The organism is Halomonas sp. 5021, from assembly GCF_036663435.1.
GTDB classification, from domain to species: domain Bacteria; phylum Pseudomonadota; class Gammaproteobacteria; order Pseudomonadales; family Halomonadaceae; genus Vreelandella; species Vreelandella janggokensis.
Map to the genome: position 1 here is coordinate 441,784 of NZ_JAXOVU010000002.1, position 23,928 is coordinate 465,711.

Sequence of the window (23,928 nt, forward strand, 5' to 3'; positions counted from 1 at the left end):
TAGTCACATGCGCCTAATCATCGTGGAAGACGATCCGATGATCGCCCGCTCGCTGGACAATGCGCTTGCTCGTCTGAGTAATACCGTTGATGTCTTCACGCTCGCAAGCAAAGCGCGTACGGCACTGCGAAATGACACCTTCGATCTTGTTTTGCTCGATCTGGGGTTACCCGATGGCGATGGCCTTGAATTGCTGAAGGAGTTACGCGAGCGCGGCGACAGGACACCGGTGCTGATTCTCACGGCCCGGGACGGCGTCGATGATCGCGTCCACGGTCTTGACCTGGGCGCGGATGACTATCTTGCCAAGCCGTTCTCGGTGGCAGAGCTTGAAGCCCGGGTGCGGGCCTTGCTAAGGCGCAGCCAGCAGCGCAGCGATAATCGACTGAAATACGGTCCTTTATGCCTGGATCCGACGGCGGGCGTCGCGACACTCGACGGCACAGTGCTCGAACTCCCACGCCGAGAGCTGCGCCTGCTTGAGGGGCTGCTTTTACACGCGGGGAATATCGCCCCGCGCGAGATGCTGGAAGGGCGGGTGTTCAGCTATGGGGACGTTGGCTCCAACGCACTGGAGGTTTACGTGAGCCGCCTGCGCAAGCGACTTCAAGGCAGCTGTCTGCGCATCCGAACCTTTCGGGGCCTGGGCTATCGCCTCGAGGAAGTGCCAAGGTGATTCACGTTCAAGGCACGCTAAAAGCGCGTCTGGCGATCTGGCTGTTCGTCATGGTCTCGGGGCTCGGTACGCTACTGCTGATGGAGGCTTATTATTCCACCCAGCGCGCGGCGGAGCGCGCTTACGACAGTCAGCTTGAAGCGGCTGCACTGACCACCGCCGAGTCGGTGCAGTGGGAAGGCAGCGAGCCTGTCGTCAGGATTCCGCCCGCCGCCCTGCAGATTCTGGCGACCTCTCATCAGGAGCGGGTCTTCTACGCCGTGCTCGACCCTGACGGACGACGAATCTCGGCCAACCTCGATATCCCCATTCCCAAGGCAGGACGTGACAAGGCGGCCATCGAACCCACCTGGCTTGATCTGACCCAGGCGGGGACTCGCTGGCGCTTGCATGGTAGGGAGTACGACTCGGCGGGATGGGACATTCAGGATCCGGTGCAGATCTGGGTGGGGCATACGGTCAGTGGGCGCGAGGCACTGGCCAAAGAGCTGTTCGACCGAGCGGTCATTCGATTTATCGCCATGGTGATGCTGGCAGGTATCCTGATGCTATTGGCGATGCGAGTGGCATTGAAACCGATGCGCCAGCTGCGCCATCAATTGCGGCAACGCACGGCGGATGACACGCGGCCCCTCAATGGCAAGGTGCCGGAAGAATTGCGTGAAACGGTCGAGGCGCTTGATACCCTGTTTACCCGCCAGCGCGAGAGCCGTGACAACCTGCTGCGCTTCACGGCAGACGCCAGCCATCAGCTCAAGACTCCGCTAGCGGGCTTGCAGAGTACCAGCGAGTTGGCTCTGCATAGCCACGACCCAGATGAGTGGTATCGAGCCTTGTCGGACGTCCACGACGGTGCGAAGCGGACCAGTCGTCTTGCCAGCCAGTTGTTAAGCCTTGCGCGCCTGCGCCATATCGAAGAGGCTGACGAGCTCAAACCGATCGACCTTAAAACGACGCTCCATGACACCGTGCTTGAGTGGGCCCAGCGCGAGGCGGCGATGCACCACGACCTGGGGCTGGCCGAGTTGCCTTCCGAACCCGTCATGATACGGGGGCAAGCGTGGGCGCTCCGTGAGCTGCTGGGCAACCTGATCGACAACGCGCTGCGCTATACCCCCGCCGGTAGTGAGATTACCCTGGGACTAGAGGCCATCGACCATCACATCATGCTCTATATCGAGGATAATGGCCCTGGGGTGGAGCCCGAGGTTCGCAATCGGATGTTTCAGCCCTTTGAGCGCGGCGGGCGTCAGGATACGCAGGGGTCAGGCCTGGGTCTGGCGATTGTGGATTCCATTGCGCAACGCCATGCGGCCGAACTTCATGTCAAAGAACGACAGCCTCACGGGCTTCGGATTGAGTTGCACTTTCTGGCGATAAGAGAGGAAACCTGATGCACCGCCTATGGCTGACGACTGCCCTGCTGGTTGTCTGTTTTTCATCTTCCCAGCGTTTGCAAGCGATGCCGTTGGTGGTAGAAGCCGCGTTGGACCGGCAGGTCGTCGCGCCTCTTTTGGCGGCTTTCGAGCAGGCCCACCCGGCTATCGAGCTCATCTACCGTGATCGTTCCACATTGGAAGTCAATGACTTGATAGCGACAGCGGACCCCCCGCCCGACGTGGTGATCAGCTCCGCCATGCCCTGGCAGATGAACCGGGTGAATCAGGGTTATGCCCAACAGCTGGATTCTGCACAGGCCAGCGAATGGCCTGACTGGGCCAAATGGCGAAATGAGCTTTTCGGCTTCACCTTCGAGCCGATCGTCATGGCTTACCGGCTTGATCTGGCGCGCCACATCCTGCCGCCGCAAACCCATGCGGACCTTCACACGCTGCTAAGCGAACAGCGTGAGACGTTACAGGGTAAGGTAACCACTTACTCCCCGTCAGAAAGCGGGATCGGCTACACCCTGTTCCAGCAGGATGCTCGCTATACCGACAGGTTCTGGGATCTGGTGACGGTACTGGGGGACGCCGACGCCCAGCTCGAAGCCAATACCCGCTCGATGTTGAAAGGGCTGACGGAGGGGCGCTACTGGCTGGGTTACAACCTTTTGGGTTCCTACGCCATGGTGTGGGCTCAGGAAAATCCCGAGGTGATTGTGCAGGTACCTCAGGACTACGCCCTGGTAATGATGCGAACGGGGTTCATCCACCGTGATGCGCCAAACCCGCGCGCGGCGCAAGCCTTTATGAACTTTCTGCTTAGCCGCGATGGTCAGCGTGTATTGGCGGCCCAGACCCCGCTTTTCAGCGTTCGGCCCGACGTGGTCGGGCCCTATACCGCTCAACGCTTGCGCGACCAGGTCGGCGACCGCCTCTATCCCATCACGCTTAACGCCTCGGTGCTTGCCTTTGTCGATGCGCTACGCCGCGATGCCTTTATGGCACGGTGGCAGCGTGAGTTCAGTCGCTATCAGCGCGGCGGTGATTAACGCTAATTTAGTAGCAGTGCTTTATCGATATGTATAAACGCACTGGCCTCGTTTATCAGTGAGACGGCTGTAAACTGAGGGACGCCGTAAACCTCCACTGTTTTACCATGTTGTGTGCGGATTTTATTGGCGAGTAGATCAAAGTCTCCGTCGCCTGTTACCAGCACGATAGTATCGGCCTGTTCGGCGTACTCTATTGCATCGAGGGCAATGCCAACATCCCAATCGCCTTTGACGGAGCCGTCCGAGCGTTGAATGAAGGGCTTTAGCTTCACTTCAAAACCAATGGCTCTTAGTATCGTTTGAAACTCGCGTTGTTTTTTGTCGCCTTTGTCGATGGCATAACAAACGGCTTTCACAACGTCTCTTCCTGTCGTTGCTCGAGCCCAGAACTTATTGTAATCAAAGTTCTTTCCGTATGCTGATCGCACCGTGTAATAGATGTTTTGGATATCCACGAATATGGCGACTTTTTCCATAAATATAATTAGTTTTCCGTAAGTTGTATTCAGTTCAAGCCGAACAGTTGGCTGATCAGCGGAATCAGCACGGAGCTGAATATCCCCGTCATGCCCATCGCCAGGCCAGCAAAGGCACCTGCCAGGGTGCTGCGCTGCATGGCATAGGCCGTTCCGAACCCGTGTGCGGCCAGGCCCAGGGCGAAGCCGCTTGACGTATGTGAACGCACCTTGAGGACGCGAAATACCAGTGGGGCGAGCAGGCAACCCATCACGCCGGTGGTCAACGATAAACCGGCGGATAGTGACGGGAATCCGCCTATCTGTTCCGAGATACCAATGGCGATGGGAGAGGTGACCGATTTAGGGGCCATGGATAGCAACAGCGAATCGCTGGCGCCAAAAAGCTGGCCAATCAAGACGGTGGTCACGACGGCCGTCAGGCTGCCGCTTAGGCAAACGACCAGCAACGGCAGCAGCATTCGGCGAATACGGGCACGGTGGTCATAAAGGGGCACGGCCAGCGCCACTGTGGCGGGGCCCAGCAGGAAGTGAATGAACTGCGCCCCTTCAAAGTAGGTGTCGTAGTCGGTGCTGCTAAGGGTCAACAGCAGGATGATCATCAACATGGCGACCAGCACCGGATGCAGCAGCGCAGTGCCACCCGCCTTGCGATTAAGCACGCTGGCCAACAGGTAGGCCCCCAGCGTAACCACAATCCAGAACAGAGGCCGGGCGTTGAAGTAAACCCAAAAAGTGGTGAGCTCCATCCTTTATTCCTTATGCTTGTATTGACGGGTTTCCCACGCCTGCAGCAGCCAGCCGGTCAGCGACAAGGTAATAAGGGTGCTCAGTAGCAGCGAGGCCAGAATCGTGAGCCATTGCTGGGCGAGTGTCTCTGCAAATAGCATCAGGCCGACGCCTGCCGGGACAAACAGCAGCGATAAATGCCGCACCAATCCCTCGGCAGGCAAACGCAGGCCATCCGGCACGCGGCCATGGAACATCAGCCCGATCAACAGGAGGAGCATGCCCGCTACCGGGCCCGGAATTGGCCAGCCGAACCATACCATCAGCCACTCGCCCATGAGTTGGCAAATCAGCAGAATCAAAAACCCCTGAACCATGTTGATGACCTCGCCAGTTGTTTTGGAAAGGGTTAAGCGTTGTGCATCCATGGGGCGAGTTCACCACACCATGGATATTGTCGATACATACTATGGGATGACAGGCACAAAACGTAGGGCGCGCCTATCAGCGTAAGGAATTTGAGTATTCCAGAGACTGATAGACGCGCCCATCGTTAAAAACATGGCGTTACAGGAGCGTTAGACGTAGAAGTCCAGATCCTCCTGCGCTTTCAGTAGGTCCCGCATCTTGATGGGATCGTCGCCAAAGAAGAATACCAGGCCCCAGTGAGTGCCGAAGGCCGAGCGGTCTGGCACGGTCTCTTCCGTCGGCGCGACCAGTTCGTGGGACTCGAAATAGGGATGCTCGATCGTTTCTTTTGGCATCTCCAACTTGCTGACCACACGGCGCCTTGGGTACACACCGAAGCAGCCTGCGTAGCCTTTCGCATCGACCACCTCACGTGGGAAGAAGGCAGCCACTTCCTCTTTAGTGCTTTTGGGGTCGAACACCAACATTGACGCCTGGTACGCATTAAACCCGTAGGCTTTTTCGATCAGCTCGAACGCCTTGAAGCCGGGCGGGCGATAGGCAACCTCGCCAAAGTACATCTCGCCGTCTGCGGTGACGAAGTACTCGGGATGGATCAGGCCGAACTGGATGTCGAACGTTTTAATCAGCAGTTCGATCTGCTTGGTAATCGCGTTGCGCCAGCTTTCGAGCTCTTGCGTGGCGGGCACGAAGACCGAATAGCCCAACGTCACGTATTCCGAGATGTTGAGGAACTGGATCTTGCCATCGTGTATCCAGGCTTCCACCGCAAATTCCCAGCCATCCAGGTGGCTTTCCATCAGCAGCGGATATTCTTCATCTGGAATGTGTTCAATTTCTTCCATCGTGCGGATCATGCGGTGGCCGAGGCAGCCAGCTTTATCGAATGCCTTGACGTGAATCGGGTCGTCAGGGTCACCATCAAGCTTGAGCAGCGTCTGGTTGACGCGCTTCATGAAGCGAATAACGTCTTCTTTCTCGTGAGCTTCCTCGAAAATACCCACGCGAATACCGCCAAGCTGCGCACGGCGCTTCATAAGGGCCTTGTCGCGGAACAGGATGGACTGCCCGTACATGCGTGGGCTGTCGAGAAGGACAGAATTTATCGCACCGGACCACTCAACGGTTTCTTCAAACAGTGGGATGGCAACGTCGACGCCCTCGGCTTTCAGCCTTTCGGCGATTTCCATGGACCGGTCATTCAGGCGGATAAAGTCCCAGGCGATGAAGGGGATATTGTTGGCGGTACAGAAATCTTCGGCCCATTCCGGGGCAACCACGACATAACGGCGGTCAAATTTTTGCGCCGCCTTGATCGCGTTGACACTCCAGCCGAGCAGGGCAATGTAACCCTTGTTGGGGTCCTTGGGGGTCTCGGTACCTTTAACCGAATCCATTTCCGGGTCGCGCCAAGCGGCTACCGATTCGGGTAACTGCTTTTCTGATGTTATCGACATTCGATGTTCTCCTTTGCGGGTTAACCGAGACAGACTGCGACAACATTGGGGTGAACAAGGTGAAGCAAGACGCAGCCAGTGTTGTTTAGAGATGATCGACCATGTCAGCAGTAAGACTTTTCAACATATCTACTCTCATTTTAACCTAGACGATTCCCATCTGGATGGCAATTTGATTGTAGTATTTCTGGAAAAAGCTTGTATAAGTTTTCCTGCATACTGTTAGCGTTTCACGGCGGTCATCGCGGCCGCTTTCCGGAAGGCAGGAATGGGCTTGACCCGGCACTTCAGGGCGTCAAGGTGCATACAAGTAGAGCCCTGTAAAGAAATTAAAAAACAAGGCGTTACATTTATTCGAGGGTAGCCAAGGCCAACGTCAAAAGAGCCACGATACCGAAGCCAGGCGATAACGAAACATTGGTTGGCTGGTGCCGTCGGGCGGCCGTCAAGCCGCCCGAGGGTATTAGAGTTTGACGGTGGGGTCGCCAAAGCCTTGAGGCACATACAGGTTGTGCTCACCAAGGTTGCGGGTATCGGTTTCACCGCAAAGTGCCATGGTGGTGTCCAACTCCTTGTGGATGATCTCCAGCGCCCGAGTGACGCCGGCCTCGCCCGCAGCGCCCAGTCCATAGGTGTAGGCTCTACCGATGTAGGTGCCCTTGGCACCCAGCGCAAGCGCCTTGAGGACATCCTGGCCCGAGCGAATCCCCGAGTCGAGATGCACTTCCACTTTGTCGCCAACGGCATCCATGATGGCGGGCAGCATGCGGATAGAACTCATGGCCCCATCCAGCTGGCGACCGCCATGGTTGGAGACAATGATGGCATCCGCGCCGATCTCGGCTGCGCGACGTGCGTCTTCTGGCGCCATGATGCCCTTAACGATCAGCTTGCCGCCCCACCACTCCTTGAATTGAGCAATTCGATTCCAGTCCAGCGAGACATCAAACGCTTCCGCCGTCCAGGTTGATAATGACGAAGGGTCCGTCACCCCTTTGGCATGGCCGACGATATTGCCAAATGAGCGCCGCTTGGTTTGCAGCATTTCAAGCCCCCAGGGAATCTTGGTGGCCATGTTGGCGATTGAGCGAGGGGTCAATTTGGGGGGCGCTGACAGCCCATTCTTGATGTCTTTATGGCGTTGGCCAAGCACCTGAAGATCCACCGTCACCACAATCGCGGAACACTTCGCTGCTCTGGCGCGTTCGATCAGACGGCGCATGAAATCGTCATCTTTGAGCGTGTATACCTGGAACCAAAACGGCTTGGTGGTGTGCTCGGCAACGTCTTCAATCGAACAGATCGACATGGTCGACAGCGTATACGGCACGCCGAATTTCTCGGCTGCCCGAGCCGCCTTGATCTCACCGTCAGCGGACTGCATGCCGGTCAGCCCGACAGGCGCCAGGGCCACCGGCATGGCCACGTCTTCACCGATCATCTGGTTGCGCGTGGTGCGCCCCGACATGTCAACGGCCACCCGCTGCTTGAGGTGGATATGCTGGAAGTCGCTGGTGTTTTCGCGAAAGGTCTGCTCTGTCCAACTGCCCGACTCGGCATAGTCATAGAACATCTTGGGCGTGCGGCGGACATAACGACGACGGAGATCTTCGATATTGGTATAGACCGGCATGGGTAATCCTATGAAGTGTGAGAAAGGCAGCAGACGTCCTCGGCAGCAGACCCCCTGACCGCCACCAATGACTTTTTTAACAGAATACTGCCGTCAATACATAACCCGGACGAAAATTAAACCGCAGAGTGGTGAGGCAACATCGCACTCCAGTTTTTTGTTAATGCTGTTGACGTGTGGGTTATGAAAGCGCAAGGTGGTTCCAGTTGGATAGCAAGTTGAACGTAGTCAGTAGCATCGAAGCATCTTTAGTGTTTGAGCCTGGTGAAAGTTTCTTGTTCTACCCATCGCAACTCGGGTATTTCCCCGGCATACATTTCGCTAAATCGAGGATTTCGATCATGGCAACTGGCACAGTTAAGTGGTTTAACGACGCAAAAGGCTACGGCTTCATTTCTACTGCAGAAGGCGGTGACGACCTGTTTGCGCACTTCTCTGAAATTCAGGCTGAAGGCTTCAAATCCCTGCAAGACGGTCAAGAGGTTTCTTTTGACGTAACTCAGGGGCAAAAAGGCCTTCAGGCTTCCAACATTAAAGTACTGTCGTGATCGGCATGCTGTAACGTTGGTTACCGATTCGTCGGTAAGCTGAAAACCCCGCCAAGTGTGGGGTTTTTGCGTATCTAGCCGTGCATTTTTTGATGAAAAGTGCGCGCCCTGCCGCGAAAGCATGTATCAAAGCGTCACTTTACCCCTCAGATTTTTGGTTTTGCCTTTACGCGTTTTGGCATCCACCCGTTTGCGCTTGGCGGAACGGCTGGGTCTTGTCGGCTTGCGCGCTTTCTGCTGTTTGACCGCTTCGCGAATCAATTCGCGCAGCCGTGCCAGGGCATCCTCGCGGTTGTGCTCCTGGGTCCGGTAGCGCTGGGCCTTGATGATGATTACGCCCTCTTGGGTGATGCGCTGATCGGTCAGCGCCAGCAGTCGCTCTTTGTAGAAGGGCGGTAGGGTTGAGCGATGAATATCGAAACGCAGGTGAATGGCCGAGGCCACCTTGTTGACGTTCTGGCCGCCAGCCCCCTGCGCGCGGATAGGATTCAGCTCGATTTCCCATTCAGCCAGCTCCACATTGTTGGAAATACGTAGCATAGGGCTCCTTCATATTGGGTTGATCTTCACGTTCCATAAATGGCTGGACTGGCGAAGCGTGTCGCAATCAGTTTAGGGTCTTGTGACGTTTCATAGCGGTCATGAATGAAACGTGAACCGGTCGTATATGTTTATAATAGGACGTCTTTTATGCCATGGAGAAGCCGATGAACGACGTTATCAAGCTGCTGACCTCGCACCGTTCGATCCGCAAGTTTGAGCCGCGCGAGATGCCCGACGGCTTATTGACTGAACTGATTCGCGCGGGGCAGGCTGCCGCGACGTCCAGCCATATTCAAGCCTACAGTGTGATGCGTGTCACCGATATGGCGAAACGTGAGCAGTTGGTCGAGCTAACAGGCGGCCAGGGCTACGTGGCAAGCTGCAGTGAGTTTTTGGTCTTCTGTGCCGACATGAAGCGCCCGCTTGAAGCCGCCGAGCGCACTGGGGAAGACGTCATCAGCGGCATGACCGAACAGTTGCTGGTCGCCACAGTGGATGTATCGCTTGTCGCGCAAAACGTGGCCATAGCGGCGGAGTCAGAAGGACTCGGCATCTGCTATATCGGCGGGATACGCAATAACCCCCAGGCGGTCAGTGACCTGCTGGACCTACCGCCGCATGTCTACCCGGTATTTGGCATGTGCATCGGCTACCCTGCCCATGACCCGGACGTCAAACCGCGTCTACCGGTCGAGGCGGTGCTCAAGGAAAATCATTACAGCGATGACACTGAGCAAGTCGCGGCTTTCGACCAAACCATGCAAACCTACTATCAGGCCCGTAAAGGCGGCAACAAGGACACGGATTGGTCGCACAACCTGACGCCGTTATTTACCCAAAAGCTGCGTCCGCACATGCGTGAATTCCTGATCGAGAAAGGGTTCAAGATGCAGTGAGGAAAACCCGCGTGCCGACCTACTTAGACAAGCATCGACGGTTTGAATAATTCAGTACGGTCGATGGTGTTGCCTGACAGCATGAATTCCCCCATGCCCCGGTAGTGCAGCGATTCTTCATCATCGGCCTTGGGTGCTACGTGGGCTTTAACGACCTCAAAGATAAACAGGTTGTAGCGTTCAACCATGGCGTCATCATGTAGTCGGCACTCAAAGGATGCGTAGCACTCCTCGATCAGCGGCGCCCCCACCTTCTCTGCTTTGACTGGGGTTAGGGCAAACGTCTTGAACTTGTCGACCTCGCCCCCGGAGCAGTTGCCGATACCCACCACCTTATCGACGAGCGACGCTGAGGGAATATTGATCACGCATTCGCCGCTGTGACGCACAAGGTCGTGGGAATGATTGCCTGCAGCAATAACGCACCCAATAAGCGATGGAGAGAACGCCATGACCATGTGCCACCCCATGGTCATGATGTTGGTTTGCGCTTGCCACTGCGATGAAACCAGCACAATCGGGCCGGGCTCGAGGAAGTGTCTGATATTCGATACGGGGAAGTCTTCCTTCGTCATCGGGTGTGTCATCAACAACCTCCGATTGGGTTTGATTGAACTGGGTCAAGCGCTCGGGCGGCGCATCACCAGCAGGTCCTCTGCAGGGCCGGGGGAGGCGATCACCAAAAACGAGGCCAATACAAACGACAGCCAAAGCTCTATCGACATGGTGTTAATCTTCCTGAGATTAAATCGATGGGATAGTCCCCGGTATAGTTTTCCCTGAATGGGAGTGACACCAGAGACTCCGTCCTGACATCGTTTTGAGTGCCATGCGGCCAGCCTGACGACGCTTTTCCAACGTTGAAAGGCCGATTATATCGACGCCTATTATGCGTTCGTTGGCATCTGATGTTGCGTTATAGTTCAAGCGCTAGCAGCCTCACAAGGAGAGTGACGCTCACGGAAGCGGGCATGACGCTCCCACGTCAAATGGTCGTGCACGGACGGTTATGCTGTTACGCGGCTTTATCAGGTATTTACTGAGCTTGCTAATGGCTTTAGACGTTCGTGGGGCGATCATGCACACTGGTTCCAGTTGTAGTGAAATAACTCGGTTGAATCAAAGGTTGAATAGTATCTAGCGGCCTTGGCATTAGATCCTAGACGTCTAAAAGGCTTTATGACTAAGGTCGCAAATGGTCAGTGCCTCATGTCCAAGCGGCGGCGCTGCATGAAGGTAAAAATTGTAGGAATACAATAAAGGAGAAGTCGAGTGAAGATAGGCGCACCGAAAGAAAGTGCCCGGGGGGAGGCGCGCGTCGCGCTCACCCCCGAGAGCGCCCAACATATCCAGAAGCTGGGTCATGAGTGCCTGATTGAAGCTGGCGCCGGTGAGGCGGCGGGCTTTAGTGACGCCGCGTATCGCGACGTGGGCGTGAGCGTTGTAGACGGCGCTGATGCGCTGTGGCGCGACGCCGAGGTGGTCATTAAAGTCCGCGAGCCTTCTGATGACGAAGTCAAGCAGCTGCACGAAGGCCAAACCCTGATTACCTTCTTCTGGCCAGCGCAAAACGAGGCGCTGCTGGAAGCCTGCAAGGCCCAGGGCGCCACCGTGGTGGCGATGGACATGGTGCCGCGTATCTCCCGGGCACAGAAGATGGACGCGCTATCGTCCATGGCCAATATCGCGGGTTACCGTGCGGTCATCGAGGCAGGCAACAACTTCGGCCGCTTCTTCACCGGCCAGGTCACCGCAGCGGGCAAGGTGCCGCCTGCCAAAGTGCTGGTGGTCGGCGCTGGCGTGGCGGGTCTGGCGGCAATCGGGACGGCCACAAGCCTGGGCGCCGTGGTGCGCGCCTTCGACGTTCGCCCCGAAGTGTCCGAGCAGATTGAATCCATGGGCGCCGAGTTCCTGTTCCTCGAATTTGACGAAAGCCAGGACGGTTCCGAAAGCGGTGGTTACGCGGCGCCTTCCAGCCCCGAGTTCCGCGAAAAACAGCTTGAGTGTTTCCGCGAGCAGGCGCCGGATGTGGATATCGTGATTACCACCGCGCTGATTCCAGGTAAGCCCGCGCCTAAGCTGTGGCTTGAGGACATGGTCGCCGCGATGAAGCCCGGTTCGGTGATTATCGACCTGGCGGCCGAGAAAGGCGGTAACTGCGACCTGACTAAGCCCGACGAGCGGGTAGTGACCGATAACGGCGTCGTGGTGGTTGGCTACACCGATTTTCCCTCGCGCATGGCGACTCAGTCGTCGCTGCTGTACGCCACCAATATCCGTCATATGCTGACCGATCTCACCCCCGAGAAAGACGGTGTGATCAATCACAACATGGACGACGACGTGATTCGTGGCGCCACAGTGACGCATCAAGGCGAGATCACCTTCCCGCCGCCGCCGCCCAAAGTGAAAGCGATTGGTGCGGCGCCGCAGAAGAAGAAAGAAAAGGAACCGACGCCGGAGGAGAAAAAGGCCGCCGAGCATGAGGCGTTCAAGGCCCAGACCAAGCGTCAGGTGAGCCTTTTGGCGATTGGCGGTGCTCTCATGCTGCTGCTCGGCCAGGTGGCGCCGGTCTCGTTCATGCAGCACTTCATTGTGTTTGTACTGGCCTGCTTTATCGGCTTCCAGGTGATCTGGAACGTTAGCCACTCGCTGCACACGCCACTCATGGCGGTGACCAACGCAATCTCGGGCATCATCATCCTCGGCGCCATCTTGCAGATCGGCACGAGTAGCGTGATCGTCGGCATATTGGCCGCCATCTCGGTGCTGATTGCGACCATTAATATCGTTGGTGGCTTCCTGGTGACACGCCGGATGCTCGCCATGTTCCAGAAATCCTAAGCAGCGGAGAAACGATATGTTAGGTCAAGGATTCGTATCTGCTGCGGCGATCGCGGCAAGTGTTTTGTTTATCCTCTCATTGGGGGGGTTGAGTAACCAGGAGAAAGCCAAGCGAGCGGTGTGGTACGGCATCGTTGGCATGGCGGTAGCGGTATTTTTCACCGCCTTCGGTCCCGGTATCGGTGGCTACTGGTGGTTGATCCCGATGATGATCATCGGTGCTGGCATCGGGGTATACCTGGCTAAAAAGGTCGAGATGACCGAAATGCCCCAACTGGTGGCCGCACTGCATAGTTTTGTCGGTCTGGCCGCGGTGTTTGTTGCCTGGAGCGCGGATCTTGAGCGCCGCCGGGTGATGGCGGCACAGGCCGCCGATGGCGCGATGCAGGAGTTTTCCGCCTTTGCCGCGCTGGTGGCGACCAAAGCCCCCGATGAGCTGATGTTCCTACAGGTCGAGGTGGTGCTGGGGATCTTCATCGGCGCGGTGACATTTACCGGCTCGGTAATCGCCTTTGGCAAGCTGGCTGGCAAGGTCGACGGTAAGCCGAAGCAGCTGCCGGGTGGGCATATGCTCAACGCCGGGGCAGCGGCGCTGTCGCTTCTGCTGGCGATCATGTACCTCAACGGCGCGGGCTTCTGGACGCTGATCCTGCTGGCAGCGCTGGCGTTCTTTATCGGCTACCACCTGATCATGGGCATCGGCGGGGCGGACATGCCGGTCGTGGTCTCCATGCTCAACAGCTACTCGGGCTGGGCGGCGGCTGCCATCGGTTTCACGCTATCCAACGACCTGCTGATCGTCACCGGCGCCCTGGTGGGCTCATCGGGTGCCATTCTCTCGTATATCATGTGCAAGGCGATGAACCGCAACTTCATCAGCGTGATCCTGGGCGGCTTTGGCGGCACCCAAGGGCCGGCCGCCGAGATCGAAGGCGAGCAGGTGGCGATTGATGCAAACGGAGTAGCCAGTGCCTTGAACGACGCCGACAGCGTCATTATCGTGCCGGGTTACGGCATGGCAGTGGCCCAGGCGCAAACCGCGGTGAGCGACCTGGTACGTAAGCTGCGTGCGGCGGGTAAGGAAGTCCGCTTCGGTATTCACCCCGTGGCGGGTCGCCTGCCGGGGCACATGAACGTGCTGCTGGCCGAGGCCAAGGTGCCGTACGATATCGTGCTGGAAATGGATGAAATCAACGACGATTTCGCCTCGACCGACGTTGTCATCGTCATCGGCTCCAACGACATCGTCAATCCGGCCGCCGAGGAAGACCCCAACAGCCCGATCGCTGGCATGCCCGTGTTGAAGGTCTGGGAAGCCAAGCAGGTGTTCATCTGCAAGCGCGGCCAGGGCACCGGCTACTCGGGGATCGAGAACCCGCTGTTCTTCAAGGAAAACAGTCGCATGTTCTACGGCGACGCCCGCGACAGCATCGAATCGCTACTGCCGATGGTCGAATAGGTCGGCCCACGCAGATAACGATCCAGAACTAAGCCCGCGAGTCATCGCGGGTTTTTTTATGCTGTGCAGGCCCTCGATACCCCTGCTATGGTCATTGACCGCCTTCTTTTTCGAGCACTCGCTACCATGAACCAACGCCCTGACCCCCGCGTGCTTCTGCGCCTGCTGGGACTGCTTCGTCCCTATAGACTGCGGCTGGCCCTGGCGGGGCTGGCGTTATTATTGGCGTCGGGCAGTGTGCTGCTGCTGGGGAATGGACTGCGCCTGGTCATTGATCGGGGCTTCCTGGCGGCGGATGAACAAGCGCTGGCCCAGACGCTGGGTTTGATGCTGGCCGTGGTGTCGCTGCTGGCGATAGCGTCGGCATTGCGTTATTACCAGGTGACCTGGATTGGCGAGCGTCTGGCGGCCGACCTGCGCCAGCGCGTGTTCGACCATTTGCTGACCCTGGAGCCGAGCTTTTTCGAGAGCGCAAGCGACGGCCGCGCCGCCGGTGAGATCGCCTCGCGGCTGACGGCGGACACGAGTGTGCTGCAGAGCCTGTTTGGTTCGTCGGTCTCGCTGGCGCTACGTAACCTGGTCATGCTGGTAGGCGCCGTGGTGCTCATGCTGGTGACCCAGCCGTGGCTGTCGGCAATGGTGCTGGTGGGTATCCCGGCGACGTTGCTGCCGATTGTTTGGTATGGTCGTCGAGTCAGGCGGCTTTCACGCACCAGCCAGGACCATGTGGCTGAGCTTGGCCGCTACGCGGAAGAGTCATTGAGCGGTATCCAGACCCTCCAGGCATTCACCCACGAGGGAGAAGATAAAAAGCGTTATGGCGGAAGGGTCGAGCAGGCATTTGGCAGCGCTGTGGAACGCACCCGGCAGCGCGCCTGGCTGACCGGCATCGCCATGCTGGTGGTATTCACCGCCGTAGGCTTGATGCTCTGGCAGGGCGGTCAGGCGGTACTGGCTGGCACCATGAGTGCGGGCGAACTATCGGCGTTTATCTTCTACGCGGTACTGGCGGCAGGGGCCATCGCCACGCTGGCAGAAGTCGCCGGGGATGTGCAACGCGCAGCGGGGGCCGCAGAGCGGCTGCTGGAGCTGCTCGATACCCAGCCCACCATTCAGTCGCCCGCGCAGCCGCAAACCCTGCCTAGGCCATCGCAGGGCGATATTGCGTTGGAAAACTTAAGTTTCACCTACCCCGGCCGGGAAACCCCGGCGCTGATTGACGTTGATCTGCATATTCAGGCGGGCGAACGGGTCGCCGTGGTGGGGCCTTCGGGGGCGGGCAAAAGTACCTTGCTGGCGTTGTTGCTGCGTTTTTACGATCCAGGTCAGGGGCAAGTCACCCTGGATGGCTACGATATCCGCACCCTTGATCTGGTGGCCTTGCGCCGCGTCATGGGGCTGGTGGCGCAGGCGCCGTTACTGTTCAGCGGAACGGTGGCCGAGAATCTGCGCTATGGGGACGCTGAAGCGAGTAATGAAAGGCTACGCATGGCGGCCCAGGATGCCAGCGCTCTGGACTTTATCGATGCGCTTCCGCAAGGTTTCGATACGCCCCTCGGCCCCGGGGGCGTGCAGCTTTCCGGCGGTCAACGTCAGCGCCTTGCCATCGCCCGTGCGCTGCTCAAAGACCCTGCCGTGCTGTTGCTGGATGAAGCCACCAGCGCGCTGGATGCGGAAAGCGAGCGTCTTGTCCAGCAGGCGCTGGATCGACTGATGGTCGGGCGCACCAGTATCGTCATCGCCCACCGGCTGGCCACGGTGATCGCCGCGGATCGCCTGCTGGTGTTTGACGGCGGGCGGTTGGTGGCGGCGGGAACGCACCGCGAGCTGATTACGACCAGTGCGCTCTATCGCCATTTGGTCGCGTTGCAGTTTGGTGGTGAAACGTTATAAAAACAGTAGCGGGATAAATACGGGAATTGCCATGTCGAGTTTTCTTCAACGCCTCCGCGCCGTCCACGCCCCCTCGATCGGGCTTGGCTGCATGAACCTTTCCCACGGCTACGGTCAGCAAGTACCCGAGCCGGATGCGCTGCGCGCCCTGGATGCAGCGTTTGATATGGGCTATCGCCACTTTGATACTGCCACCCTCTACGGCGCCACGGCCAACGAAACGCTGCTTGGCCGTGCGCTGAAGGGGAAGCGTGAGCAGGTGCTACTGGCCAGCAAGTGTGGCATGGCGATTGACCCGGCCTCAGCCAAGCGGGTGATCGATGGGCACCCCGATACGCTACGTCGCCAGTGCGAGGCCAGCCTGAAACGTCTGCAAACCGATAACATCGACATCTATTACCTGCACCGCCTCGACCGCCAGGTGCCGATCGAGGAAAGTGTCGGGGCGCTGGGGCGTCTGGTGGACGCGGGCAAGATCGGCGGGGTGGGGCTTTCCGAAATTTCCGCGGCGACGCTGCGCCGCGCGGTGACGGAATACCCCATCGCAGCCGTGCAGTCCGAATACTCGCTGTGGACGCGCAATCCCGAGATTGCCCTGCTTGAGGCCTGCCGTGAGACGAACACGGCCCTTGTGGCGTTCAGCCCGCTTGGGCGCGGGTTTTTAGCGGAGGCAATCAGCGATCCGGCGCGCTTGCCCGAGGGGGACATGCGCCGCCAGATGCCGCGCTTCAGCCCGGATAACTTTGCCCATAACCGGCAGTTGCTCGATGACGTCACACGGCTTGCCAAGCGTCTAGGTGTTACCTCTGCCCAGCTAGCGCTGGCATGGGTCAATGCCCGGGGAGCCGACGTCATTCCGATCCCCGGCTCCACCTCGATAGCCCATATGCGCGACAACCTCTCAGCCGAAACGCTTTATCTGGATATCGCCACCTGTCAGCAGCTCAGCGCGATGCTGACGCCCGAGCAGGTCGCTGGCGGTCGCTACAGCGACGCCCAGCAGGCCAACATCGACACCGAAGAGTTTACTGTCAACCGCTAGGCGAGCGTGTTTGATTGGCGAGCAATACTGATTATAGGTCCAAGCTATTAAATCAGTGGTTAAATGCAAATTGAGACTATGGTGATAGTGGTCTAAAACTGTATCAGGACAAATTTGGTGTTGGCGGGGTCATTTGAGACTAGCGGGCACCACTGATGGTTGTGCTGGTACTTGCCAGCGACAAAAGCAATGAGGGGAGAGATATGAGCGGCAAATGTCCGGTAATGCATGGGGGTAACACCTCCACTGGTACGTCCAACAAGGATTGGTGGCCGGAAGGCATCAACCTGGAGATCCTGCATCAGCAAGATCGCAAATCCAATCCGATGAGCCCTGATTTCAACTATCGGGAAGAAGTCAGAAAGCTCGACTTCGATGCGCTCAAGCAGGACGTTCACGCGCTGATGACCGATAGCCAATCATGGTGGCCGGCAGACTGGGGCCATTACGGCGGCTTGATGATCCGTATGGCATGGCACTCCGCGGGCACCTACCGCATTGCCGATGGTCGTGGCGGCGGCGGTACCGGCAGCCAGCGCTTTGCCCCGCTCAACTCCTGGCCCGACAACACCAGCCTTGATAAGGCGCGTCGTCTGCTGTGGCCGATCAAGAAAAAATACGGCAACAAGATTAGCTGGGCCGATCTGATGATCCTGGCTGGCACCGTTGCCTATGAATCCATGGGGCTGCCGTCCTACGGGTTCTCCTTCGGCCGGGAAGATATCTGGGAACCGGAAAAAGATATCTACTGGGGCGATGAGAAAGAGTGGTTGGCGCCTTCTGATGAGCGCTATGAAGATGTCGACAAGCCTGAAACCATGGAAAATCCGCTGGCAGCTGTCCAGATGGGGCTTATCTACGTTAACCCTGAAGGTGTTAACGGCCAGTCGGATCCTTTGAAGACCGGTCAGCAGATACGTGAAACCTTCGCCCGTATGGCGATGAACGACGAAGAAACCGCGGCGCTGACCGCCGGTGGCCATACTGTAGGCAAGTGCCACGGTAATGGCGATGCCTCTGTGCTGGATGCCGAGCCTGAAGCCTCAGACGTCGAAAACCAAGGCTTCGGTTGGGGCAATCCCAACATGGACGGTAAGGCGAGCAATGCAGTCACCTCGGGTATCGAAGGCGCATGGACGACGAACCCTACCCAGTTTGACATGGGTTACTTTGACCTGCTGTTCGGCTACGAATGGGAACTCCGCAAGAGCCCTGCAGGTGCTAATCAATGGGAGCCGGTGAACATCAAGGAAGAAGACAAACCGGTCGATGCCAGCGACCCGTCGATTCGTCATAACCCGATCATGACCGATGCGGACATGGCGATGAAGATGGACCCGACTTACCGGGCGTACTGCGAAAAATTCATGGCTGACCCGGAGTACTTCAAGACGACGTTCGCCAAGGCGTGGTTCAAGCTCACCCACCGCGACCTGGGGCCGAAAGCACGCTACATTGGCCCTGAAGTACCCGACGAAGACCTGATCTGGCAGGACCCCATTCCGGCGGGTAACACCCACTACTCCGTCGAGAAGGTCAAAAAGCAGATCGCTGAAAGTGGCCTCAGCCAGAGCGACATGATCACCACCGCCTGGGATAGCGCACGGACCTATCGTGGTTCTGACATGCGCGGCGGTGCCAACGGCGCCCGTATTCGTCTTGCCCCGCAGAAAGACTGGGCGGGCAACGAGCCCGAGCGGCTGGCCAAGGTGCTGTCAGTGTACGAAAAAATCTCTGCCGAATCGGGTGCCAGCATTGCCGATGTGATCGTGCTGGGCGGCAGCGTAGGTATCGAGAAAGCGGCTAAAGCGGCGGGTTACGAGGTGCTTGTACCCTTCACGCCGGGTCGCGGTGATGCCACCGACGAGATGACCGACGCTGATTCCTTCGCGCCGCTCGAACCGCTGGCCGATGGTTTCCGTAACTGGCAGAAGAAAGACTACGTGGTCAAGCCGGAAGAAATGCTCCTCGACCGCGCCCAGTTGATGGGCCTGACCGGGCCGGAATTAACGGTTCTGCTCGGGGGTATGCGTGTCCTGGGCACCAACTTCGGTGGCACCAAGCATGGCGTATTCACTGAACGCGAAGGCCAGTTGACCAATGATTTCTTCGTTAACCTGACCGACATGAGTTACGCCTGGAAATCAGCGGGTAACAACACTTACGAAATCCGTGACCGGAAAACGGATGCCGTCAAGTGGACCGCCACGCGCGTCGACCTCGTGTTTGGCTCCAACTCCCTGCTGCGTTCCTACGCGGAAGTTTACGCTCAGGATGACAACGACGAGAAGTTTGTGAACGACTTCATCGCCGCCTGGACGAAAGTGATGAACGCGGATCGCTTCGACGTCTAAGCGACGCCGCCATCGAAAAGGCGCTGCCCCAAGGGCAGCGCCTTTTTTTTTTGCCTCGATAACCAACCTGCTCTTTTCTGCGCTCTAGGTCGCCACGTTCAGCGCTGGGATGCGCAGTAGCTGGCGCAGCTGTGGCAAACGCTCCTCCAGCAGATCTGCCAGGGTGTAGCGATCCAGCACGGCAAAAAACGCCTCCAATGCCTCATTCAGTACAGGGGGGAGACGACAGGCGGGGGTGATCACGCAGGCGTTTTTGTCGCGAAAGCACTCCACCAAGCCAAATTCAGACTCGGTATCGCGCACCAGGGCGCCGAGCTTGATGGTGGCCGGGTCGCGCTTCAGCCACAGGCCGCCGTGCTTGCCGCGTATGGCGGTGAGGTACCCTTTCTGGTTGAGCTCTTGGACGATCTTCATCACATGATGGCGCGATACCTTATAGGTCGAGGCAATTTCGTCGATCGTCGCGCGTTCCTCGCCTTTCACTGCCAGATAGAGCAGCACACGGATGGAGTAATCGGTAAAGCTGGTCAGGTGCATAAGCGGTCCGCGGCAGGTCGAATGGCTCAAACTTCCATTGTACGGTGAATCGGGGCCCAGGCGAAGCGCGCCCAGAACGTACTGAAACGCTGGTGAGCCGCGCGATGTGGCAGATTGTCGCTGTGGATTGGCGGCCATGCTTAAAGATGTATTATAGATACTACTTTAATAAAAAACACGTCGTATCATTCAATCCGCGAGGCTCACCATGCTGACTCAAGATCAAGAAGCGTTAATTGCCGCCACCGCTCCCGTCGTGGCTGAACACTTGAATACCATCACTCAGCGTTTTTACCCGCTGATGTTCGAGCGCTATCCCAGCGTAAAGCCGCTGTTCAATCAGGTTCACCAGCAAAATGGTGCCCAGCCGCGAGCGCTGGCGGGGGCAGTGCTGGCCTACGTGGGGTTGCGCCAAGACCCGGCCAAGGCACGTCAAACGCTCGAAACGGTAGTCAACAAACACGTATCGCTGGGCATTCTGCCCGAGCAATATCCGATTGTGGGCGAGTGTCTGATGATGGCGATTGGCGAGGTGCTGGGGGATGCCCTGACGCCGGAAATTGCCGACGCCTGGGGCGCGTTATATCAGGAACTGGCCGACCTGCTGATCGACCTGGAAGAAAACCGCTACCAGGAATTCGAGCAGCGTGTCGGCGGCTGGCGCGGTACGCGGCGTTTCCGCGTGGCGGATAGCCAGCAGGAAAGCGCGGTGATTCGCTCCTTTATTCTCGAACCCGAGGACGGTGGCCCCGTCGCGGCACATGCGCCTGGGCAATATATCGGCGTCAAGGTGACCATCGACGGCGAGCCGGTGCACCGCCACTACAGCCTGTCGGCAACGCCCAATGGGCGTGCTTATCGGGTGTCCATCAAGCGCGAGAACGACGGTCGCGTCAGCCGGTATTTCCACGACCAGCTGGCCAATGGCGGGGTGGTCGAGTTGCTACCCCCGGCGGGTGAGATGACGCTGGTTCCCGGTGACGCTCCGCTGATGTTGATCAGCGGTGGTGTGGGGCAGACCCCGCTGCTGCCTATCGCCAAACAGGCACTTGGCCAGGGCCGCCAGGTGGTGTATCTGCACGCCGCACAAACCTCTGAGCACTGGGCCTTTGCCGATGAGCTGCGCGCCCTTGAAAAAGCTTACCCAGCACAGTTCAAGCTGGTGACCGTGTTTGAGCAAGGCGACGACGGTGACCATCAAGGACGTCTTCACCAGGCGCTGCTGGCCGACTACTTGCCCGAAGGCGCCCACTGCTACTTCGTTGGCCCTCACGGCATGATGGAAGCTGTTGAGCAGGCGCTGAAGCAACTGGGCGTGGCGGATTCGCATCGCCACTATGAGCACTTCGGCCCAGCCATGCCGCTTAACGTGGCTTAATCGGAGATCCAGCAGGCGAACTGCCGACGGTAATCGGCCTGGGCCTGGCTGACGCTGACCGGCGTCAGCCATACCTGGGTGCCCGGCAGGCACTGGGCAAGCGTGGCACAGGCGGTTGGTGTCAACGCCCCCAGGCGTGGGTAGCCGCCAATGGTCTGGCGGTCGTTCATCAGCACAATGGGCTGGCCGTCGGGGGGGACCTGTACGGCGCCCAGCGGTATCCCCTCCGAAACGATGCCCTTCAAGGTGCCGCCAAGCACCGGCCCGGTCAGGCGAACGCCCATGCGGTCGGCGCGGTTATCGACCTGCCAGGGCATATTAAATGCCTGATACAGGCTGTTGCCGGAAAAGCTGGCGACCTGGGAGCCAAGCACGATGGGCAGGCGGCAGCCGGACGTTGGCATGCGCGGGGCCAGGTTGTCAGGCAGCGTGCGCGGCTGATGAGTGCTTCCCCGCCAGGTCAGGCGCTCGCCCGCCTTGAGCGGCTGACCGTTCTCCTGCAGGCCGCCTAATTGCTCGCGGACCGTGCACGCACGGCTGCCGAGCACCTCGGGCGCATCCAGGCCCCCGGGAAAAGCCAGGTAAGCGCGTAACCCCTGACGTGGCTGCTGAAAGGCCAACTCCTGCCCTGAGCGCAAGCTGAAGCTGGCGTTGGGTGCGAGCGGTTCGCCATCAAGGGTGGCAGCCAGGTCGGCGCCGGTCAGCACCAAGGTTACCTCGCCCTCGGCTTCCAGTGTCAGGCCACCTCCCATGACAATTTCAAGGGCAGCGCTGTTGAGCGGATTGCCCAGCAGCCAGTTGGCCCAATGAAATGCAATCCAGTCGGCAGCCCCGCCCTGGGTGACACCCAGATGACCCACGCCAAAGCGTCCTGCGTCTTGAACCAATGCCAGCGGCCCTGCCTTTTTAACCACTAATGCTGCCTGGCTCACGAGCGTTCCTCCATTGGCGTGGTATCGCCACCCTCGGCCTCAAACTCGGCCCGGGAAATCGACCGAAAGCGGACGCTGTCGCCAGGGCGCAATAGCGGCTCGCCGCGTTTGGCGTGCTCGAATAGCGGCACCGCCGTGCGGCCCAGCACGTTCCACCCGCCGGGTGAGGGCAGTGGATAAATGGCCGTTTGGCGATCGGCGATGCCGACGCTACCGGCGGCAACGTGACGCCTGGGGGTGGTCAGGCGCGGCGTGGCAATGGTGTCATCCACCAAGCCCATGAAGCCGTACCCCGGCGCAAAGCCCAGCGCGAACACGCAGTAGTCGTCTTGGCAATGCTGCTTGATCAGTTCGGCAATGCTGATGCCTGCGCGCTTGGCCACCCGCTCAAGATCCGGCCCGACGCTCTCGTCGTACCAAACGGGAATGTCATGGTGCTGACCTTGCTGGGTATCGGCGGGCGTCAGGCCCGTTAGGGCACCTTGAACGCGTGCCTGGGCGTCGAGGTGGCTGAGCGTTCGGCAATCATAATGCAGCAACAGCGTGGTGTAGGACGGCAGCAAATCGACCAGCGCCTCGCCGAAAGCTTCGCGTAGCGCCTGGTCAGCCGCCAGAATCCAGGCCATGTTGGTGACGTCGATGGTATCGAAAAGGCGTACCATCAAGGCTTCCATCCCGGCGGTTTCGATACGCAGCTTCACGTTGATCCCAGATGACTGAACGCATCGCGAATGGCGCGCACGGCGGCGACGGACTCTGGGTTGTCGCCGTGAACGCAAAGCGTATCGCAGGGTAGCGACAGCGAGGTGCCGTCGCGGGCGGTGAGGGGTTCGCCTTTGGCCAGCATGACGGCCTGGTCGACGATCGTGGCCTGGTCATGGTGGACCGCATCGGGCAGCCGCCGCGAGGCCAGATGGCCGTTGGCCTCATAGGCCCGGTCGGCAAAGGTCTCAAACCACAGGTTAATCCTCAGCTTGGCGGCTAACTCGCGGTGCGGTTCGGGGTTGGCAGTGGCCATGATCATGAGCGGCAGGCCGGGATCATAGGCATGCACGGCGCGCATCACGCCTTCAAGCAGTTCAGGGTTGGCCGCCATATCGTTATAAAGCGCGCCGTGAGGTTTGACGTAGCTCAACTGGGTGCCCTCCGCCTGGCAGATACCCGCCAGGGCGCCAATCTGGTAGAGCACCATATCCTCGGCCTCGCTGGGCGAGCAGGCCATGGAGCGGCGACCAAAGCCCATCAGGTCAGGGTAGCCAGGGTGCGCACCAACTCGCACACCGTAGCGAGCCGCGAGTTTGACCGTACGGCGCATCACGTGGGGGTCGGAGGCATGATAGCCGCAGGCAATGTTAGCGCAGTCAACAAAGGGCATCACTTCGTCGTCCAGGCCAAGCGACCAGTTGCCAAAGCTTTCACCCATGTCGCAGTTGAGAAGCGGGAGGGGCATATGGCCTCCTGAGTTATCAAAGAGCTATCGTCATCAAAGAACCATGTTCATCAAAGAGCTATGGTCATTACAAAAACGTGATCAAGCGTTTATTCAATATATGAAGTCGCTGGCGGCACTGCCAAGCTTTTTTACCGACGTTACGCTTTGAGACGCAACCTATCGTGCTGTTATTTCGTGGAAAAAAGGTTGACGAAGAAATCTCATAAGATTAT

22 protein-coding genes are annotated in these 23,928 nt (G+C 58.5%); 11 read left to right on the forward strand and 11 right to left on the reverse strand.

Features of this window, described 5'->3' with window-relative positions; genetic code table 11:
- Positions 1-7 precede the first annotated feature (7 nt).
- Genes R3F64_RS05760 through R3F64_RS05770 form a run of 3 tightly spaced genes read left to right on the forward strand, consistent with a single transcriptional unit; the run spans position 8 to position 3,110 of the window.
- Positions 8-676, forward strand: coding sequence for a response regulator (locus R3F64_RS05760; protein ID WP_253026639.1), 669 nt, complete (start codon positions 8-10; stop codon positions 674-676).
- Positions 673-2,070, forward strand: coding sequence for a sensor histidine kinase (locus R3F64_RS05765; protein WP_332610324.1), 1,398 nt, complete (start codon positions 673-675; stop codon positions 2,068-2,070). Before R3F64_RS05760 ends, R3F64_RS05765 begins: the two co-directional genes overlap by 4 nt.
- Entirely contained in the window at positions 2,070-3,110 is a 1,041-nt protein-coding gene (locus tag R3F64_RS05770) for an ABC transporter substrate-binding protein (RefSeq protein ID WP_253026635.1), read from the forward strand. The genes R3F64_RS05765 and R3F64_RS05770 overlap by 1 nt, the downstream gene beginning before the upstream one ends.
- A gap of 2 nt (positions 3,111-3,112) precedes the next feature.
- Here the strand turns inward: R3F64_RS05770 and R3F64_RS05775 are convergent, their stop codons facing one another.
- The 5 genes from R3F64_RS05775 to R3F64_RS05795 all read right to left on the reverse strand — a co-directional run bounded on the left by R3F64_RS05775 (position 3,113) and on the right by R3F64_RS05795 (position 7,837).
- Positions 3,113-3,589, reverse strand: coding sequence for a LabA-like NYN domain-containing protein (locus tag R3F64_RS05775; protein ID WP_332610326.1), 477 nt, complete (start codon positions 3,587-3,589; stop codon positions 3,113-3,115).
- Between the two features lie 29 nt (positions 3,590-3,618).
- On the reverse strand, positions 3,619-4,338 hold the full coding sequence (locus R3F64_RS05780) for an LrgB family protein (protein ID WP_332610327.1): 720 nt from the start codon (positions 4,336-4,338) through the stop codon (positions 3,619-3,621).
- 3 nt (positions 4,339-4,341) lie between these two features.
- Entirely contained in the window at positions 4,342-4,746 is a 405-nt protein-coding gene (locus R3F64_RS05785) for a CidA/LrgA family protein (RefSeq protein WP_253026629.1), read from the reverse strand.
- Positions 4,747-4,896: 150 nt separating this feature from the next.
- Complete coding sequence (locus tag R3F64_RS05790) at positions 4,897-6,204, reverse strand: ATP-grasp domain-containing protein (RefSeq protein WP_253026627.1); 1,308 nt, start codon at positions 6,202-6,204, stop codon at positions 4,897-4,899.
- A gap of 463 nt (positions 6,205-6,667) precedes the next feature.
- Positions 6,668-7,837, reverse strand: coding sequence for an alpha-hydroxy acid oxidase (locus R3F64_RS05795; protein WP_332610330.1), 1,170 nt, complete (start codon positions 7,835-7,837; stop codon positions 6,668-6,670).
- Positions 7,838-8,178: 341 nt separating this feature from the next.
- Between R3F64_RS05795 and R3F64_RS05800 the strand changes: the two genes are divergently transcribed.
- Entirely contained in the window at positions 8,179-8,385 is a 207-nt protein-coding gene (locus R3F64_RS05800; protein WP_066314596.1) for a cold-shock protein, read from the forward strand.
- A gap of 126 nt (positions 8,386-8,511) precedes the next feature.
- On the opposite strand, the gene arfB is transcribed toward R3F64_RS05800, so the two are convergent.
- A complete protein-coding gene (gene arfB, locus R3F64_RS05805) occupies positions 8,512-8,925 on the reverse strand; it encodes an alternative ribosome rescue aminoacyl-tRNA hydrolase ArfB (protein ID WP_253026623.1) in 414 nt (137 codons plus the stop codon).
- Between the two features lie 167 nt (positions 8,926-9,092).
- Between arfB and nfsA the strand changes: the two genes are divergently transcribed.
- Complete coding sequence (gene nfsA / locus R3F64_RS05810) at positions 9,093-9,824, forward strand: oxygen-insensitive NADPH nitroreductase (RefSeq protein ID WP_253026621.1); 732 nt, start codon at positions 9,093-9,095, stop codon at positions 9,822-9,824.
- A 23-nt stretch (positions 9,825-9,847) separates the two neighbouring features.
- Here the strand turns inward: nfsA and R3F64_RS05815 are convergent, their stop codons facing one another.
- Positions 9,848-10,411, reverse strand: a complete 564-nt coding sequence (locus tag R3F64_RS05815; RefSeq protein ID WP_253026619.1) for a flavin reductase family protein — start codon at positions 10,409-10,411, stop codon at positions 9,848-9,850.
- A 685-nt stretch (positions 10,412-11,096) separates the two neighbouring features.
- On the opposite strand from R3F64_RS05815, the gene R3F64_RS05820 reads away from it, so the two are divergent.
- The 5 genes from R3F64_RS05820 (at position 11,097) to katG (ending at position 19,416) form a co-directional block, all read left to right on the forward strand.
- The gene (locus R3F64_RS05820; RefSeq protein ID WP_253026617.1) at positions 11,097-12,668 is read left to right on the forward strand and encodes a Re/Si-specific NAD(P)(+) transhydrogenase subunit alpha; all 1,572 of its coding nucleotides are present in this window, start codon (positions 11,097-11,099) and stop codon (positions 12,666-12,668) included.
- Positions 12,669-12,684: 16 nt separating this feature from the next.
- Entirely contained in the window at positions 12,685-14,127 is a 1,443-nt protein-coding gene (locus R3F64_RS05825) for an NAD(P)(+) transhydrogenase (Re/Si-specific) subunit beta (RefSeq protein WP_253026615.1), read from the forward strand.
- A 126-nt stretch (positions 14,128-14,253) separates the two neighbouring features.
- Positions 14,254-16,020 carry an ABC transporter transmembrane domain-containing protein gene (locus R3F64_RS05830; protein WP_332610335.1) on the forward strand — a complete coding sequence of 589 codons (1,767 nt, stop codon included), beginning with the start codon at positions 14,254-14,256 and terminating at the stop codon, positions 16,018-16,020.
- Between the two features lie 31 nt (positions 16,021-16,051).
- Positions 16,052-17,062, forward strand: coding sequence for an aldo/keto reductase (locus R3F64_RS05835; protein ID WP_332610336.1), 1,011 nt, complete (start codon positions 16,052-16,054; stop codon positions 17,060-17,062).
- A gap of 203 nt (positions 17,063-17,265) precedes the next feature.
- Entirely contained in the window at positions 17,266-19,416 is a 2,151-nt protein-coding gene (gene katG / locus R3F64_RS05840) for a catalase/peroxidase HPI (RefSeq protein WP_332610338.1), read from the forward strand.
- Between the two features lie 84 nt (positions 19,417-19,500).
- Here the strand turns inward: katG and R3F64_RS05845 are convergent, their stop codons facing one another.
- A complete protein-coding gene (locus R3F64_RS05845) occupies positions 19,501-19,953 on the reverse strand; it encodes an Rrf2 family transcriptional regulator (RefSeq protein ID WP_253026607.1) in 453 nt (150 codons plus the stop codon).
- Positions 19,954-20,161: 208 nt separating this feature from the next.
- Here R3F64_RS05845 and hmpA point away from each other — a divergent pair, with 208 nt between their 5' ends.
- Positions 20,162-21,331: an NO-inducible flavohemoprotein gene (gene hmpA / locus R3F64_RS05850; protein ID WP_332610341.1), complete on the forward strand. Its 1,170-nt coding sequence runs from the start codon at positions 20,162-20,164 to the stop codon at positions 21,329-21,331.
- On the opposite strand, the gene R3F64_RS05855 is transcribed toward hmpA, so the two are convergent.
- The 3 genes from R3F64_RS05855 to R3F64_RS05865 are packed head-to-tail and all read right to left on the reverse strand — an operon-like array spanning position 21,328 to position 23,713.
- Positions 21,328-22,263 (reverse strand): biotin-dependent carboxyltransferase family protein, encoded by a 936-nt coding sequence (locus R3F64_RS05855; protein WP_253026603.1) that lies wholly within the window; start codon positions 22,261-22,263, stop codon positions 21,328-21,330. The genes hmpA and R3F64_RS05855 overlap by 4 nt on opposite strands.
- Positions 22,260-22,964 (reverse strand): 5-oxoprolinase subunit PxpB, encoded by a 705-nt coding sequence (pxpB, locus tag R3F64_RS05860; protein ID WP_253026601.1) that lies wholly within the window; start codon positions 22,962-22,964, stop codon positions 22,260-22,262. Before pxpB ends, R3F64_RS05855 begins: the two co-directional genes overlap by 4 nt.
- On the reverse strand, positions 22,961-23,713 hold the full coding sequence (locus tag R3F64_RS05865) for a 5-oxoprolinase subunit PxpA (protein ID WP_253026599.1): 753 nt from the start codon (positions 23,711-23,713) through the stop codon (positions 22,961-22,963). The genes pxpB and R3F64_RS05865 overlap by 4 nt, the downstream gene beginning before the upstream one ends.
- Positions 23,714-23,928 lie beyond the last annotated feature (215 nt).